15 protein-coding genes are annotated in these 15,736 nt (G+C 39.1%); 12 read left to right on the top strand and 3 right to left on the bottom strand.

What is annotated here, in order from left to right:
* Positions 1-648 precede the first annotated feature (648 nt).
* Complete coding sequence (ppsR, locus tag AC5YDM_RS00990; protein WP_496150256.1) at positions 649-1,485, bottom strand: posphoenolpyruvate synthetase regulatory kinase/phosphorylase PpsR; 837 nt, start codon at positions 1,483-1,485, stop codon at positions 649-651.
* Between the two features lie 153 nt (positions 1,486-1,638).
* Here ppsR and ppsA point away from each other — a divergent pair, with 153 nt between their 5' ends.
* The 12 genes from ppsA to alr all read left to right on the top strand — a co-directional run bounded on the left by ppsA (position 1,639) and on the right by alr (position 14,439).
* Positions 1,639-4,017 (top strand): phosphoenolpyruvate synthase, encoded by a 2,379-nt coding sequence (gene ppsA, locus AC5YDM_RS00985; RefSeq protein ID WP_496150255.1) that lies wholly within the window; start codon positions 1,639-1,641, stop codon positions 4,015-4,017.
* Between the two features lie 88 nt (positions 4,018-4,105).
* The gene (locus AC5YDM_RS00980) at positions 4,106-4,885 is read left to right on the top strand and encodes an RDD family protein (protein ID WP_496150254.1); all 780 of its coding nucleotides are present in this window, start codon (positions 4,106-4,108) and stop codon (positions 4,883-4,885) included.
* 290 nt (positions 4,886-5,175) lie between these two features.
* The gene (cyoA, locus tag AC5YDM_RS00975) at positions 5,176-6,252 is read left to right on the top strand and encodes a ubiquinol oxidase subunit II (RefSeq protein WP_496150253.1); all 1,077 of its coding nucleotides are present in this window, start codon (positions 5,176-5,178) and stop codon (positions 6,250-6,252) included.
* Positions 6,253-6,255: 3 nt separating this feature from the next.
* Positions 6,256-8,244, top strand: a complete 1,989-nt coding sequence (cyoB, locus tag AC5YDM_RS00970) for a cytochrome o ubiquinol oxidase subunit I (RefSeq protein WP_496150252.1) — start codon at positions 6,256-6,258, stop codon at positions 8,242-8,244.
* A gap of 4 nt (positions 8,245-8,248) precedes the next feature.
* Positions 8,249-8,866, top strand: a complete 618-nt coding sequence (gene cyoC, locus AC5YDM_RS00965; protein WP_496150251.1) for a cytochrome o ubiquinol oxidase subunit III — start codon at positions 8,249-8,251, stop codon at positions 8,864-8,866.
* On the top strand, positions 8,863-9,195 hold the full coding sequence (gene cyoD / locus AC5YDM_RS00960; protein WP_496150542.1) for a cytochrome o ubiquinol oxidase subunit IV: 333 nt from the start codon (positions 8,863-8,865) through the stop codon (positions 9,193-9,195). The genes cyoC and cyoD overlap by 4 nt, the downstream gene beginning before the upstream one ends.
* Before the next feature lie 10 nt (positions 9,196-9,205).
* Entirely contained in the window at positions 9,206-10,084 is an 879-nt protein-coding gene (cyoE, locus tag AC5YDM_RS00955) for a heme o synthase (protein WP_496150250.1), read from the top strand.
* Between the two features lie 511 nt (positions 10,085-10,595).
* Positions 10,596-10,982 (top strand): 30S ribosomal protein S6, encoded by a 387-nt coding sequence (gene rpsF, locus AC5YDM_RS00950; RefSeq protein WP_035267614.1) that lies wholly within the window; start codon positions 10,596-10,598, stop codon positions 10,980-10,982.
* Positions 10,983-10,994: 12 nt separating this feature from the next.
* Positions 10,995-11,222: a 30S ribosomal protein S18 gene (gene rpsR / locus AC5YDM_RS00945; protein WP_004648825.1), complete on the top strand. Its 228-nt coding sequence runs from the start codon at positions 10,995-10,997 to the stop codon at positions 11,220-11,222.
* Positions 11,223-11,231: 9 nt separating this feature from the next.
* Positions 11,232-11,678: a 50S ribosomal protein L9 gene (gene rplI, locus AC5YDM_RS00940; RefSeq protein WP_496126773.1), complete on the top strand. Its 447-nt coding sequence runs from the start codon at positions 11,232-11,234 to the stop codon at positions 11,676-11,678.
* A 196-nt stretch (positions 11,679-11,874) separates the two neighbouring features.
* Positions 11,875-13,320, top strand: coding sequence for a replicative DNA helicase (gene dnaB / locus AC5YDM_RS00935; protein WP_496150249.1), 1,446 nt, complete (start codon positions 11,875-11,877; stop codon positions 13,318-13,320).
* Positions 13,321-13,368: 48 nt separating this feature from the next.
* Positions 13,369-14,439: an alanine racemase gene (gene alr, locus AC5YDM_RS00930; protein ID WP_496150248.1), complete on the top strand. Its 1,071-nt coding sequence runs from the start codon at positions 13,369-13,371 to the stop codon at positions 14,437-14,439.
* 42 nt (positions 14,440-14,481) lie between these two features.
* Here alr and AC5YDM_RS00925 read toward each other — a convergent pair whose 3' ends face one another.
* Both AC5YDM_RS00925 and AC5YDM_RS00920 read right to left on the bottom strand, forming a co-directional pair.
* Positions 14,482-14,904, bottom strand: a complete 423-nt coding sequence (locus tag AC5YDM_RS00925) for a BLUF domain-containing protein (protein ID WP_496150247.1) — start codon at positions 14,902-14,904, stop codon at positions 14,482-14,484.
* Between the two features lie 90 nt (positions 14,905-14,994).
* Positions 14,995-15,729 carry a proteasome-type protease gene (locus AC5YDM_RS00920; RefSeq protein WP_496150246.1) on the bottom strand — a complete coding sequence of 245 codons (735 nt, stop codon included), beginning with the start codon at positions 15,727-15,729 and terminating at the stop codon, positions 14,995-14,997.
* Positions 15,730-15,736: the final 7 nt, after the last annotated feature.

Here is a 15,736-nt window from a genome sequence, read left to right as displayed (position 1 = left end):
TTCTTCGCAAAAGTGTGACTCATTTCACACTTTATGGATGGTATTCAAATGACTTAAGAATTATCGTTATCTAATGTAATGTGAAAAAACACGCTAAAAATCATTTAATTTCTTTAATTCAATCGATTATTAAAAAAATCAAAATCCGACATTTGTAATTACTTATACTATTTATGGTTATTTTGTAATATTGCGTAAATTTAATGAGATTAATTCTCTTCTTCGTAAAGATAATTAACTTTGAAAATTGATATTTTTTAAGTGAACCATGGCTTAATAATTTTATTTATTGTCATTTAGGTCAATAAATTTAACTTTAAGCCCCCTACTTTACACATGTGTTCTTCTTGAAGAACCTCCCAAGAGGCAAGTTAAACTTATTTATATAAATTTACGCTTTCCCCATAGTTTTAACCATTTATCGGAATCATAATTAGATTGACCATTGCTGAATAATTACAAAGGATTGAAATCCTAAACTAGCAATGCGAATTTGCTAAAAATTGCTTTTAACTCACTTTAAAAAATTTAAAACAATCTAAAAAGTTTAAAGCTAATCCATATAAAATTTCTTCAAAGACCCTTTCTAAAACAATTAAGCCAGCAAATGCTGGCTTAAAATAAATGAACTAAATTGAAAAAAATTGATCAACCGATTCTACGCTTTAATCCAGTCATTTGCAGAACGCGGGTAGAAATCTCTTCAATCGACATTTCAGAAACATTTAAATACTTAATCCCTTCTGAAATATAAATACCTTCTACTGCGCGAAGCTCCATTTCACACTGTCTAAAGCTTGCATAACGACTATTGGCTTTACGTTCAGTACGAATTGCGACTAAACGCTCTGCATCAATCATTAATCCAAATAATTTATGTTTATGCTCTTTAAGAACTGAAGGTAAACGATTGTCATCCAAATCTTCTTCAGTCAATGGATAGTTCGCAACACGAATACCAAATTGTAGAGACAAATAAATAGAAGTCGGTGTTTTTCCAGAACGAGATACACCAATCAAAATCAGGTCTGCTTTATCGTAATGACGAGTTCGCGCGCCGTCATCATTATCCAGTGCAAAATGTACTGCATCTATACGTGACTTATATGACTCAGAGTCAGTAACAGCATGCGTTTGTCCGACTAAAGTCGTAGGTGATGTTCCTAGCTCTTCCGACAGCTTACTAATCATCCCTTCAAAAACATCAAGGTTAACTGCATTAGCCGTATTGATGATATCTCGTACGTACGGATCGACCAATGTATCAAACACTAAAGGCAATTGACCGTCACTTGCTGAACGCGTGTTAATCTCAGCAACCACGCCCATTGCAGCCTCTTCCGTAGTGATATACGGAATAATATGAATATCAAAATCGACATGAGGAAATTGTGCCAATAAAGAATGTCCAAGTGTCTCTGCTGTAATTGCAGTTCCATCGGAAATAAAAAAAACACTTCGCTTTATCTCTTTACTTTCTGACATTAAAATACTCCTCATTTATTTGTCTAAGTGCTATATAATCTTTATAGTAAACTGATCTTACATGAGTGTCGCTTAGTAAAATAAGTTTGCTAAGTTTTATTGAAAATATCATGCCAAGATAGTGATTAATACTGCATAAGTGGAGTAACAACTTTGGAAGCACGCGTAATCGGTCTGGAAAAACTGGGTAAGCACGACGTTGAAATCGTCGGTGGTAAAAACTCATCCCTTGGAGAAATGATTAGCCATTTAGCAAATGCTGGCGTATCAGTTCCAGGTGGATTTGCAACCACGGCTAACGCGTATCGCGAATTCCTAGAGCAAAGTGGCCTAAATGCTAAAATTTCAGCTGAATTGAAACAATTAAACGTTGAAGATGTTAATGCGCTTGCAGAAACAGGTGCAAAAATTCGTCAATGGGTTGTAGATACTCCGCTTACGCCAGCTTTAGAAAAAGAAGTACGTGATGCATTTGCTGCATTATCAAACGGCAACCCTGATATCGCGGTTGCCGTTCGTTCATCTGCAACAGCTGAAGATCTTCCAGATGCTTCATTTGCGGGTCAACAAGAGACTTTCTTGAACATTCGTGGCATCGATAACGTGCTGATCGCGATCAAAGAAGTGTTTGCATCGCTTTATAATGACCGTGCAATTGCTTACCGCGTACACCAAAACTTTGACCATGACATCGTTGCTTTATCTGCGGGTATCCAACGTATGGTTCGTTCAGAAACTGGCGCTGCTGGTGTAATGTTTACACTAGATACAGAGTCTGGTTTCCGTGATGTTGTATTTATTACTGCATCTTACGGTTTGGGTGAAATGGTTGTACAAGGTGCAGTTAACCCTGACGAATTCTACCTATCTAAACCACTTCTCAATGCAGGCAAACATGCTGTATTACGTCGTAACTTAGGTTCTAAACACCAAAAAATGATTTATGGTGAAGAAGCGTCTGCTGGTAAATCTGTATCAATCGTTGATGTTGATAAAGCTGAACGCCAACAATTCGCTTTAAATGATCAAGAACTTCAAGAACTTGCTAAACAAGCACTTATCATCGAAAACCATTACGGTGCTCCAATGGACATCGAATGGGCAAAAGATGGTGATGACGGTTTAATCTACATCGTTCAAGCGCGTCCTGAAACTGTAAAAAGCCGTGAAAATGTCGGCACAATGGAACGCTACCTTCTTAAGCAAAAAGGTACTGTACTTTGTGAAGGTCGTTCAATTGGTCAGCGCATCGGTTCAGGTCGTGTACGTATCGTTTCTTCAATTAAAGAAATGGACAAAGTACAAGACGGTGATGTTTTAGTATCTGACATGACTGACCCAGATTGGGAACCAGTAATGAAACGTGCTGCTGCAATCGTAACGAATCGTGGTGGTCGTACTTGTCACGCTGCAATTATTGCACGTGAATTAGGCGTACCAGCAATCGTAGGTTGCGGTAATGCAACAGAAGTGCTTGTAGATGGTCAAGAAGTGACTGTTTCTTGTGCTGAAGGCGATACAGGTTTCATTTACGAAGGTGCTTTGGATTTTGAAATTCAACGTAACTCAATTGAATCAATGCCTCCTTTAGAATTCAAAGTCATGATGAACGTCGGTAACCCTGACCGTGCATTTGACTTTGCTCAAATTCCTAACGAAGGTATCGGTCTTGCACGTTTAGAATTCATCATCAACCGCATGATCGGTGTACATCCAAAAGCATTACTCAACATCGACAGCTTACCACGTGAAACTCGTGCTGCTGTAATGACACGTACTGCAGGTTATGCATCTCCTATCGAATTCTATGTGGAAAAATTGGTTGAAGGTATTTCTACACTTGCCGCTGCATTTGCAGACAAGCCAGTGATTGTTCGTATGTCTGACTTTAAGTCAAACGAATATGCGAACTTGATCGGTGGTAAGTTATACGAACCTGAAGAAGAAAACCCAATGTTGGGCTTCCGTGGTGCGAGTCGTTATGTATCTGACAACTTCCGTGATTGCTTCGAGCTTGAATGCCGTGCATTGAAAAAAGCACGTGACGAAATGGGCTTAACCAACATTCAAATCATGATTCCTTTCGTACGTACAGTTGCAGAAGCGAAACGTGTAATTGAATTGTTAGCACTGAATGGTCTTAAGCGTGGTGAAAACGGTCTTAAAGTGATCATGATGTGTGAATTACCAACCAATGCATTATTGGCTGATCAATTCCTTGAGCATTTCGATGGTTTCTCTATCGGTTCTAACGACTTGACTCAACTAACACTTGGTCTAGACCGTGACTCAGGTATTGTGTCTCACTTATTTGACGAACGTGATCCAGCAGTAAAAGCATTGCTTTCTCTTGCAATCAAAGCTTGCCGTAAAGCAGGTAAATATGTAGGTATCTGTGGTCAAGGTCCTTCTGACCACCCTGATCTTGCATTATGGTTAATGGAACAAGGTATCGACTCAGTTTCTCTTAACCCAGACTCTGTATTAGACACTTGGTTCTTCCTTGCAGAAGAAAAGACTAAACAAGCTTAACAAAACGTGTTAAAAAAAGACCCATTCATGGGTCTTTTTTTTCCCTATAATTTTTTCATTCGTATTTTGTTTTTGAGATTCTAGTTTTATGCAAATTTACTTGGCGCGAAATAATCAACAAGCTGGGCCATATACAGTTGAGCAGATCAATCAAATGTTACAAAGCCAACAAGTGTTGTTGACAGACTTGGCTTGGTATCAAGGTATGCCTGAATGGAAAGCTTTAGGTGAACTCACACAAGGTAAACTTGAGTTTCAACCCGCAGGATATGTTCCCAATGCTCCATTTGGAAATACTCAAACGAATGAAACAACATACCAAAACCCATCTATTCAAAATGTCAGCGTAAATAAAAAGCAGGAAAGCACTGAGCTTGCATCGATTGGTTCACGTGTACTTGCTAAGGTTTTAGATTTACTTCTTTGGATTCCTGCTCTTGCTATACCATCATTTTTCTTTCAAGAAGGTGATTTAACTAAGTTACAAGCCATCCAACAAAAAATGCAAGCGGCTCAATCTTCTGATCAAGCCGTACAACTTCAACAAGACCTTTTTAATTTGATTCCTGTTGAAGCGTGGCAAGCCATGGCGGTCTATATTGTGGTCATGTTGATTGCTCAAGCACTTTTATTGGCAAAAACAGGACAAAGTCTAGGCAAAAAAGTTACTAAGATTCAAATCGTCGATGCCGAAAATGGTGAAAAAGTAAACTTAATGCGTTCATTTACGCTAAGAAGTGTGATTTTCATTATTTTAAACATGCTATTCATGCCGTTCATTACCATTATCGACCACCTATTTGCATTAAGTCAAAAGCGTCAAACTTTGCACGACAAATTAGCAAAAACGAAAGTCGTAAAGCGTTAAAAGTGAAGTAAGGGATGCTCAGGCATCCTTTTTTATACCTATGATTTATATCAATAAAAATTAGAAACACCGTTTAATTCTGACCAATAAAATCGGGTTTATCTCAAGCACTTTATGCCACTTTATGTATAGCTTAGTTGGATTGATTAGGGCATAATGCCCTACAACGTAGCGGTGTTTCATTATTGGGAAGACTCATGCATTGAGAATATGAATTTTCAATCATGGAACACTTTAATCGCTATCCCATAATTTTATTAGGGAATGGGACTCTTCACCGAGGTTGTAAAATGAGACAAACAATTTTAGCTGTATTGTCTTTATCTGCGATCGCTGCACTCTTAACTGGGTGTGGTGGTGATATGGTACTTCTAAACTCAAAAGGTCCAGTCGCTCAAGGTCAATCTGATCTTATGATGACTGCGATCTATTTAATGCTGTTGGTGGTCATTCCATCAGCACTTATGGCATTGTGGTTTGGTTGGAAATATCGCGCGTCAAATAAAGATGCAGACTATGAACCTACTTGGGCACACTCTACTGCGATCGAAATCGTAGTTTGGGGTATTCCCGTAATTATTATCGGTATTCTTGCATGGTTAACTTGGTGGGGTTCTCACAAGTATGACCCTTACCGTCCAATCGAAAGCGATAAAGCACCATTAACGATTCAGGTTATTTCTGAACAGTTTAAATGGATTTTTGTTTATCCAGAACAAAACATTGCAACAGTTAACGAAGTACGTTTCCCAGAAAAAACTCCAGTTAACTTCAATATCACTTCTAACTTCACAATGAACTCATTCTTCATTCCGCAGTTAGCAGGTCAGATTTATGCAATGGCAGGCATGCAAACTCAACTTCACATGTTGGCTGATAACCAAGGCGTTTACCGTGGTTTCTCTTCGAACTACTCAGGTTACGGCTTTACACAAATGCGCTTCCTAGCTCATTCTGTGTCTGACGCACAATTTGCTGAATGGGTATCTGCAGTTAAAGCGGGTAATGGTACTTCTGTAAATGCTGATGCTGTACAAAAAGGTATCCTAGACAAAGTTGAATTTGCAACCTTGCGTGATGGTAACCGTGGTAAGAAACAGATTGAAGCAATCATCGCTAAAGCATCTACGCCTGAAGAAAAGGCTGCTGCACAAGCAATGAAGCCATATCCTACTCAACCACATCCAGTGACTTATTACTCTTCAGTAGAACCTAAGCTGTTCGAATCAGTAATCAATAAGTATATGAGCAACTACCACGGTGATGATCATTCATCAACTCAGGTAGAAGCGACTGCACATGATACTGCTGCTTCTGAAGTTACTGTTAATGCCGAACAACCTGCTTCTCAAGTTGTGGGGGAATAAGACATGAACTTATTAGGTAAGTTAGGTCCAGATGCAATTCCGTACGATCCAATCGTATTGGCTACAGTTGCAATGATGATCTTAGGTGGTATCGCAATCGTTGCAGGTATCACTTACTTCAAAAAATGGGGCTACTTGTGGAACGAATGGTTCACATCGGTAGACCATAAAAAAATTGGTATCATGTACCTACTTGTATCTGTAGTGATGCTTGTACGTGGTTTCGCGGATGCGATCATGATGCGTCTTCAACTGTTCCTTGCAAAAGGTGGCGGTGAAGGTTATTTACACCCAGAACATTACGATCAGATCTTTACTGCGCATGGCGTAATTATGATCTTCTTCGTGGCAATGGGTCTAGTTGTGGGCTTAATGAACATCTCTGTACCTTTACAGATTGGTGCTCGTGACGTTGCCTTCCCATTATTAAACTCTTTAAGCTTCTGGTTATTCGCTGGTGCTGCTGGTTTGATGATGGCTTCTCTAGCAATTGGTGAATTCGCTGCAACAGGTTGGATGGCTTACCCTCCTCTGTCTGGTATCGAATACTCTCCAGGTGTTGGTGTTGACTACTATATTTGGGCACTTCAGATTTCTGGTCTTGGTACACTTCTTACTGGTGTTAACTTCTTCGTTACCATCATTAAAATGCGTGCGCCTGGCATGGGTCTTATGGATATGCCGATCTTTACGTGGACATCTTTATGTACCGCTGTATTGATCATTGCATCATTCCCAGTATTAACAGCAACTATTGCAATGTTAACGCTTGATCGTTACTTCGGTTTCCACTTCTTTACAAATGACATGGGCGGTAGTCCAATGTTGTACGTAAACTTGATTTGGACTTGGGGTCACCCAGAAGTATATATCTTAGTTTTACCAGCATTCGGTATCTTCTCTGAAGTTACTTCTGTGTTCTCGCGTAAAGCTTTGTTCGGTTACAAATCAATGGTTTATGCAACTATCGCAATCACTGTGCTTGCTTTCGTTGTATGGGTTCACCATTTCTTCACCATGGGTGCAGGTGCTAACGTTAACGCGTTCTTCGGTATCATGACTATGGTTATTGCGATCCCGACGGGTGTTAAAATCTTCTCATGGTTATTCACCATGTATAAGGGTCGTATTACATTCACATCACCTATGTACTGGACAATTGGCTTCCTAGTTACTTTCGGTATCGGTGGTTTGACTGGTGTATTAATGGCTGTTCCACCTGCGGACTTCCTTGTACACAACTCTTTATTCTTGATCGCTCACTTCCATAACGTAATTATTGGTGGTGTTGTATTCGCTATGTTTGCGGGTATCACGTTCTACTGGCCGAAAATGTTCGGTTGGCAGTTAAGCGAATTCTGGGGCAAAGCGTGCTTCTGGTTCTGGTTCTTCGGTTTCTACTTTGCGTTTATGCCGCTTTATATCCTTGGTTTCATGGGTATGACTCGTCGTTTAAACTCTTACGACAACCCTGAATGGGATCCGTACATCGCTATCGCACTTTTTGGTGCTGTATTAATCGCAATCGGTATTGCTTGTTTCATCTTGCAAATCGTTGTGGGTTACTTACAACGCGAAAAAACTTTAGACGTTACTGGCGATCCATGGGATGCTCGTACGCTTGAGTGGTCGACTTCATCTCCATCTCCATTCTATAACTTTGCGATTGTTCCTGAAGCTAACGGTATTGACCGTTTCTGGACTGACAAAGAGAATGGCGTAGCTTATGCTCGTCCGACTAAATATGAAGACGTTCACATGCCAACAAACCGTGCTGCTGGTTTCGTTATCGCTATGTTCATCACTGTTATGGGCTTCGCGTTAATCTGGCACATTTGGTGGTTAGTTGTCGTTACTTTCATTGCTTCTATCATCAGCTTCATCGTGTCTTCTTTCACTAAGAAAGTGGATTACTATGTTCCTGCTGCTGAAGTTGAACGTATCGAAAACGAACGTTATGCATTACTTGAAAAACACTTGAAGAAGGACTAAGGATATGGCTGAAGTACTTCATCACGACAACCACGGACATGATGAACATCATCACGATGATACTGACATCACTGTCTTTGGTTTCTGGACCTACTTGATGAGTGACTTGATTTTATTCGGTACACTCTTCATCGCGTTCGCTGTATTAAGCAGTCATATTCCACCTGGCACACCAAGTGCAAAGGATCTTTTTGCAGATTCTTTAGGTTTCGTTTTAACTGAAACTTTCGCGCTTTTGATTTCTTCTGTGACTTTTGGTTTTGCAGTACTTGCTTCATACAAGAAAAATGTAGGTCAAGTTTTAACTTGGCTCGGCGTTACTTTTGTATTTGGTGCAGTCTTCATCGGCATGGAACTTTATGAATTCAATCATTTAGTTCACGCTGGTCACGGTCCAAGCGTAAGTGCGTTCTTATCTGCGTTCTTTACCTTAGTAGGTACGCACGGTATCCACGTAACTTCAGGTTTAGTGTGGATGATCGTTTTAATGATTCAAATCAAGAAAAATGGTTTGACTACAATTAACACGCGTCGTCTAGCTTGCCTAAGCTTATTCTGGCACTTCCTTGACATCGTATGGATCTGCGTATTTAGCGTAGTGTACTTGATGGGAGTATTATAATGAGTCATGACCATAATGCTGCTGATGCTTCACACGGTAACGTAAAGCAATACACGATTGGTTTTATCGTTTCTATTCTATTGACTGTAGTTCCTTTCTACATGGCAATGAATAGCGAAGATTTTAGCCGTGGTGCAATTATTGCAGTTATCGGTATTACTGCTGTTGCTCAGGTACTTGTACAATTAGTTTACTTCTTGCACATGAACTCATCTGCTGAACAACGTTGGAACGTGATTGCATTTATCTATACAATTCTAACTATTGCTGTTTTATTAGTTGGTTCTGTATGGATCATGAACTACTTACATTCAAACATGATGATCTAAACTGATCGGCATGTTTAAAAAGTATTTATTCCTGACTAAGCCAGGAATTCTCTTTGGTAACTTCGTTACCACTTTGGGTGGCTACTTTGTAGCTACCCAAGGTTCTGTAGATTTCCTTCTCCTGCTTCTTACCCTTCTTGGTACAACACTCGTTGTTGCATCCGGATGTGTGGTTAATAATATTATTGACCAAGACATCGACCAAAATATGCAACGCACTCAAAATCGTGCATTGGTTAAAAAATCAATTTCTGTTCCTGTCGCTTTTGTTTTTGCAATAGTACTTGGCGTTCTTGGTTTTGGCATATTGTGGTTTTGGGTAAATGCGTACGCGTTCTTATTTGCCGTTATTGGTTTTGTCGTATATGTTGGTTTTTACAGCTTATGGACAAAACGAACAACGATTCACCAAACGGTTGTAGGTAGTATTTCTGGTGCAGCACCACCAGTGATTGGCTATACCGCTGTAGCGAATCAATTCGATATAGGCGCTTTGCTGATATTCCTAGGATATGCACTGTGGCAAATGCCCCATTCATGGGCCATTGCAATTTATCGTTTCGATGACTACAAAAATGCAGGCATCCCGATTCTACCTGTCGCACGCTCTATTCAGCGTACGAAAATAGAATCACTGATCTATGTCATATTGTTTATCGTTGTCATGAACGGTTTATTCGTATTTGGTTATACGAATTGGATCTATCTTGTTGTATTGAATGTTTTAAGCTTTTACTGGCTTTATCTGAGTATTATTGGTTTCAAAGCCGAAGATGATCAGCTTTGGGCTAAAAAAACTTTCTTATTTTCAGTCATATTGATCACCGTAATTAGCATCTGCTTTAGCTTTACCTCTACAGCACCTATGACAGAGATTGTATTTTTTTAAAAAGATAGAGTTTTACTCTATCTTTTTTTAATCAAAAAAAGCATGCTGTTTAAGACCAAGTTTCACGTTATAAAGAACAAAGTCTCTAACTTATAATTCAAATGAGTCCATTCACTTTAAATTAAGCATATCCATTTTAGATTCATCTTTATTGAACCATCATCAATTCCCTGCTCATTAAATCTACGCACCACTACAACACCTACTCATAATCCCAGCAATATAAAAATCAGACATGCTTTATCTTGAATTTACATAAATAAAGCTACCTACTAAAAGTAAGTAACTTTCAATTCAGTTTAAAGATAATCCAGCTAAACTTTTTATTGATAATCTTCGTGCCATCCTTGTAATTCAAAGCCAAAGTGCCTAGAATACAGCTTCGCAATTTTTTGCGACGCAATTTTTATTGTCTGATGAATAATTCTTTATTTATTAGACTGTTTAAATTGTGACTCCTTGCTTCTAACAATTTAAGTTAGGGGCTGCATAAAACCGTAAGGAGCTGACAATGCGTCACTACGAAATCGTAATTCTGGTACACCCAGACCAAAGCGATCAAGTTGTGGGAATGGTAGAACGCTACATTTCTCACATCAAAGATGCTGAAGGTCAAATTCACCGTCTTGAAGATTGGGGCCGTCGCCAATTGGCTTACCCAATTAACAAAATTCACAAAGCGCATTACATTTTAATGAACGTTGAATGTAACCAAACTACGCTTAATGAATTGGAAGAATTATTCCGTTACAACGATGCTATTCTTCGTAACGTTATTATTCGTCGTGAAAACGCAATCACTGAAGAGTCTTTATTGGCTAAGAGTGCTGAAGAAAAACGTGCGCGTAAAGCTCAACGTGAAGAAGCACAACAAGCTCAAGACTCTGCTGAAGCATAAGGAGAACATTCAATGGCACGTTTTTACCGTCGTCGCAAGTTCTGCCGCTTTACAGCTGAGAAAGTTGCTTACATCGACTACAAAGATATCGATACTTTAAAACAGTACATCACTGAAAACGGCAAGATTGTTCCTAGCCGTATTACAGGTACTAAAGCTCGTTACCAACGTCAATTAGCGCTTGCTATTAAACAAGCTCGCTACTTGTCTTTGATTCCTTACACTGACAATCATAAGTGAGGTTGAGCTGTGGATATTATCTTATTACAACGCATTAAAAACCTAGGTAAACTAGGCGATAAAGTTTCAGTAAAAGCTGGCTATGGTCGTAACTTCCTTATCCCTCAAGGTATGGCAGTTGCAGCTACAGAATCTAATACTGCTGCTTTTGAAGCTCGTCGTGCAGAACTTGAGAAAGCTGAAGCTGATGTTTTAGCTGCTGCTCAAGCACGTGCTGATCAATTGGACGAAGTTAACATCGTTATCACTGCGAAAGCTGGTGATGAAGGTAAACTATTCGGTTCAATCGGTACTCGTGATATCGCTGACGCGTTAACAAACGCTGGTCTTGAAGTTGACCGTGCAGAAGTTCGTTTACCGAACGGTGCACTTCGTCACACTGGCGAATTCAACATCGCAATCCAATTGCACCATGATGTTGTTGCTGAAGTTCTCGTTACTATCGTATCTGAGTAATTTCTTGCAAAAAAAAGAGCATGCGTTTGCATGCTCTTTTTTTATCTCTAAAATTTGAGTTTCAATTTAAAATTTAATTTTTCTGATCCAAGCACATTACATTATTGATAATTCAGTTATGTAGATTAAGACTTTTGCATTAAGATAAGTCATATTCAAGTTCGTTTTATCGTTATATTAAAAATCAAGGGTTTATATGTCTCAGGCGACCGCCACAGCAAATTCAAAGAAATTTAATGATGATTCAAAAAAAAATGAATCAAGCCCATTAAAAGAATTTCGTACGCCTCCACATAATTTATCTATTGAGCAAGCTGTATTGGCTGCGCTCATGACTGTCGCTGAATCATTTGAACAAGTCAGTGATGTTCTGACTGAAAATGATTTCTATGCGACTCGCCACAAATATATTTATCGCGCAATTGAAAAACTCGCGCAAGAAAGCTCACCTTATGATGCAGTTTTGGTCAATGACTGGCTCATCAAACAGAATTTGCTTGATGCCATCGGTGGTGAAGAATACTTGATGCAGCTCATGGCTGACTCCCCTGCCAGTTTCTATAATTTAGAAACTTATGCCACTAAAATTCGTGAGTTTGCTACGCTACGAAATATGATTAAAGTCGGTAATGAGATTTTACAGAATGCTTACGACACTAAAGGTCGTGAAGTGAGTGAAATCTTAGATATGGCTGAAACCAATATTTTCTCCATTGCTGAACAACACAATAATAATGCAAAAGCCCAAGGGCCTAAGACGATTAGTAGTGTCACTGCTGACTTAATTACTAAACTGGATGAACTTTCCCAAATGGAAGGTAGCATTACAGGTTTAAGTACGGGCTTTGTGGAGCTAGACAATAAAACTTCAGGTATGCAAGCGGGTGACATGATCATTGTTGCGGCGCGTCCTTCAATGGGTAAAACAACACTGGCGATGAACTTGGTTGAAAGCGTGTTGTTTAACTCAAATCTTCCAGCGCTTGTATTCTCAATGGAGATGCCTGCAGATTCGATTGCCATGCGTATGATTTCATCTTGGGGTCGCGTTCACCAAGGTCATTTACGTTCAGGCAAAATGGATGGTGATGAATGGTCAAAAGTTACCGGTACAATTCTTCAACTTCAAGAAAAGCATCTATATATTGATGACTCTTCTGCACTTCCGCCTACGGAAATGCGCGCACGTGCTCGACGTATTGCCAAACAACATGGTGGTAAACTCGGTTGTATCATGGTCGATTATCTCCAGTTGATGAAAGTACCTGGCATGGGTGACAACCGTGTAGGTGAAATTGGTGAAATTTCACGAAGTTTGAAAGCACTAGCAAAAGAAATGCAGTGCCCTGTGATTGCATTGTCTCAGTTGAACCGTTCACTCGAGAACCGTCCAAACAAACGCCCTGTGATGTCAGATCTACGTGAATCAGGAGCAATCGAGCAGGATGCCGATTTGATTATGTTTATTTACCGTGATGAGGTATATAACAAAGAATCAAAAGAAGCAGGCACTGCCGAAATTATTATTGGTAAACAGCGTAACGGCCCAATTGGTACAGTACGTTTAGCCTTTGAAGGTCAATACACTAAATTTAGTAATCTATCTCCAGAATACTACGCTCAATATGATGATGAAGAGTAATATTACTCCTCATCACACTTTTCCAAAAACCCTGAAGGAGTAACTCAGGTGCGCCAAGCAACAGTTTGTATTGACAGTCAAGCACTTCAATACAATTTAAACCGTGTCAAACAACTTGCCCCTACCGCTAAAATCGTCAGCATGGTGAAAGCCAATGCTTACGGACATGGAGTTAAAGACTGCTTAGCAGCCTTAAGTGAAACAGATGCCTTTGGTGTCGCATGCTTAGAAGAAGCATTAGAAATTCGAGAGCTGGGTTATAAACAACCCATTACATTGATCGAAGGTGTTTTTTCAGCAGATGAAATGCCCACCGTAATCGACAAGAATATCGAATGTGTTGTCCACCATACACAACAAGTGGAATGGTTAATTCTTCACAAAGATCAATATATTCAAAAAGAACTTAAAGTTTGGGTAAAACTCAACAGCGGTATGAATCGCTTAGGTTTTAAAATCGATGCAATTAAAAATGTCATCCATCAACTTAAAGCAGAAGGTTTCACATGCGTATTGGCGATGCATTTTGCCAATGCTGATGCCGATCACCCATTAAACGATGAACAAATTCGTCAATTTTTATACATTAAAAACGATTGCGCTCCGATATTGGCATCTTGCTGCAACTCTGCTGCCATTTATAAATATCCTGAACTGCACTTTGATTTTGTGCGCCCAGGTATCATGCTTTATGGTGCAACGCCTTTTGCAGATCGTAATATTCATGACCTTGATTTAAAACCAGTGATGACTTTTACTGCTGAAGTGATTGCATTAAATCAAATCCAAGCGGGTGAAGCTGTTGGTTATGGATCAAACTTTGTTGCAGATCAACCAATGCAACTTGCGATTGTTTCTATTGGATATGGGGATGGTTATCCGCGCGCATTTCCAAAACAAAACTATGTCGCTATTCATGGTCAAATCACGCGTGTGATTGGTCGTGTGGCCATGGATATGATTGCCATTGACGTGACTGACCTTAAAGCTGAAATTGGTACAGAAGTTGAACTTTGGGGAACAAACCGCCTAGTAGATGATGTAGCTGAAGCAAATGGAACGATTGGTTATGAACTACTCTGTCGCTTAAGCCAAAGACCACAAAGAAAGAAAATTTAAGTCAAATAAAAAAATCCAAGCCAATGCTTGGATTTTTCAATTTTAGACCAATTCAACAGATTCAATATTCACCAGTGAACGAACCAAATCATCGACATGGTGTTGCTCAAAATCATGCGGTTTAAAACTTTCAAACCCCAATGACTGACAAAATTGATTAATTTGATGATTTCTTGAAATATATTTCATAGACCAGTCAGGAAATTGAGGTTGCTCTAAAGCTTTAATTTCAAAAATTTTAATATTGTGATGTCTTGAATCTGAATGAAGTTTTTCCAAAAGTATATTGAGCGTCGATAAATCACCTTCCAGATATTGAAAAAAATAACCCTGTGCAAAATACAAAACACCCGAAATTTGGTGCTTATAATTAAAATTTCGCGCTTCACTTAATATCGCGGTCAAGTCTTCAAGCAAGTGTTGTTTTTCTGATGTACTTTCACTTGCATAGCAAAACTGATGCATGATGATCTCAATTATTATCATTAGAACTTGAGATTATCATGCTACTTCAATAAATGTGTGAAATATTAAAAATTTAAATGGTGATTCGCATTAATCAAAATAATCTTCAGTCGGTACAGGAAGCTCTTGCAAACCTTGCTTTAAAGTTTCTGACCATTGCTTGCTGATATGTGTGAAATAAGCATCTTCTTCATAAATCCGCTTTCCAGCTGGCATAATGAGAGAATCTTTTTGATAAATCACGGCATCTAAAGGCATACCTACCGAAACGTTTGATCTCAACGTCGAAGCAAATGAAATTAATCCACAGCGCAACCCATCAGCCAACCCAGTAACGTAAGAAAGTGCACGATCTAAAATAGGTTTGCCATATTTACTCTCACCGATTTGAAAAAATGGCGTATCACTGGTGGCACTAATAAAGTTACCTTGCGGATAAATATTGTAAAGCTGAATTTCTTCACCTGAAATTTGCCCGCCGACCAACAAACTACAATAATAATTACTTTGCTCTTGCTGATCCGCAGTGACTTCAGCGATAACACGTCGCACTGTATGACCGACCAATTCAGCCAGTTCAAACATGGTATTTACACTATACAAATTTGGTTCTTGTTTAAGATCCAATTGATTCTTTAAATGCCCAATGACTGCTTGAGTCGTTGCAAGATTTCCAGAGGTTTGAATGGTAATAAATCGCTCTCCCGGTATGCCAAAAGTATATAACTTTCGAAATACAGAGATATGATCAACCCCAGCATTGGTTCTTGTATCACTAATAAACACCAAGCCATCTTTTAAACGCATCGCACAACAGTAAGTCATTATTTTT

Source organism: Acinetobacter sp. CY81 (genome assembly GCF_059515925.1).
The sequence above is the reverse complement of the archived record's forward strand: the minus strand, read 5'-3'. Positions and strand labels throughout refer to the sequence as shown.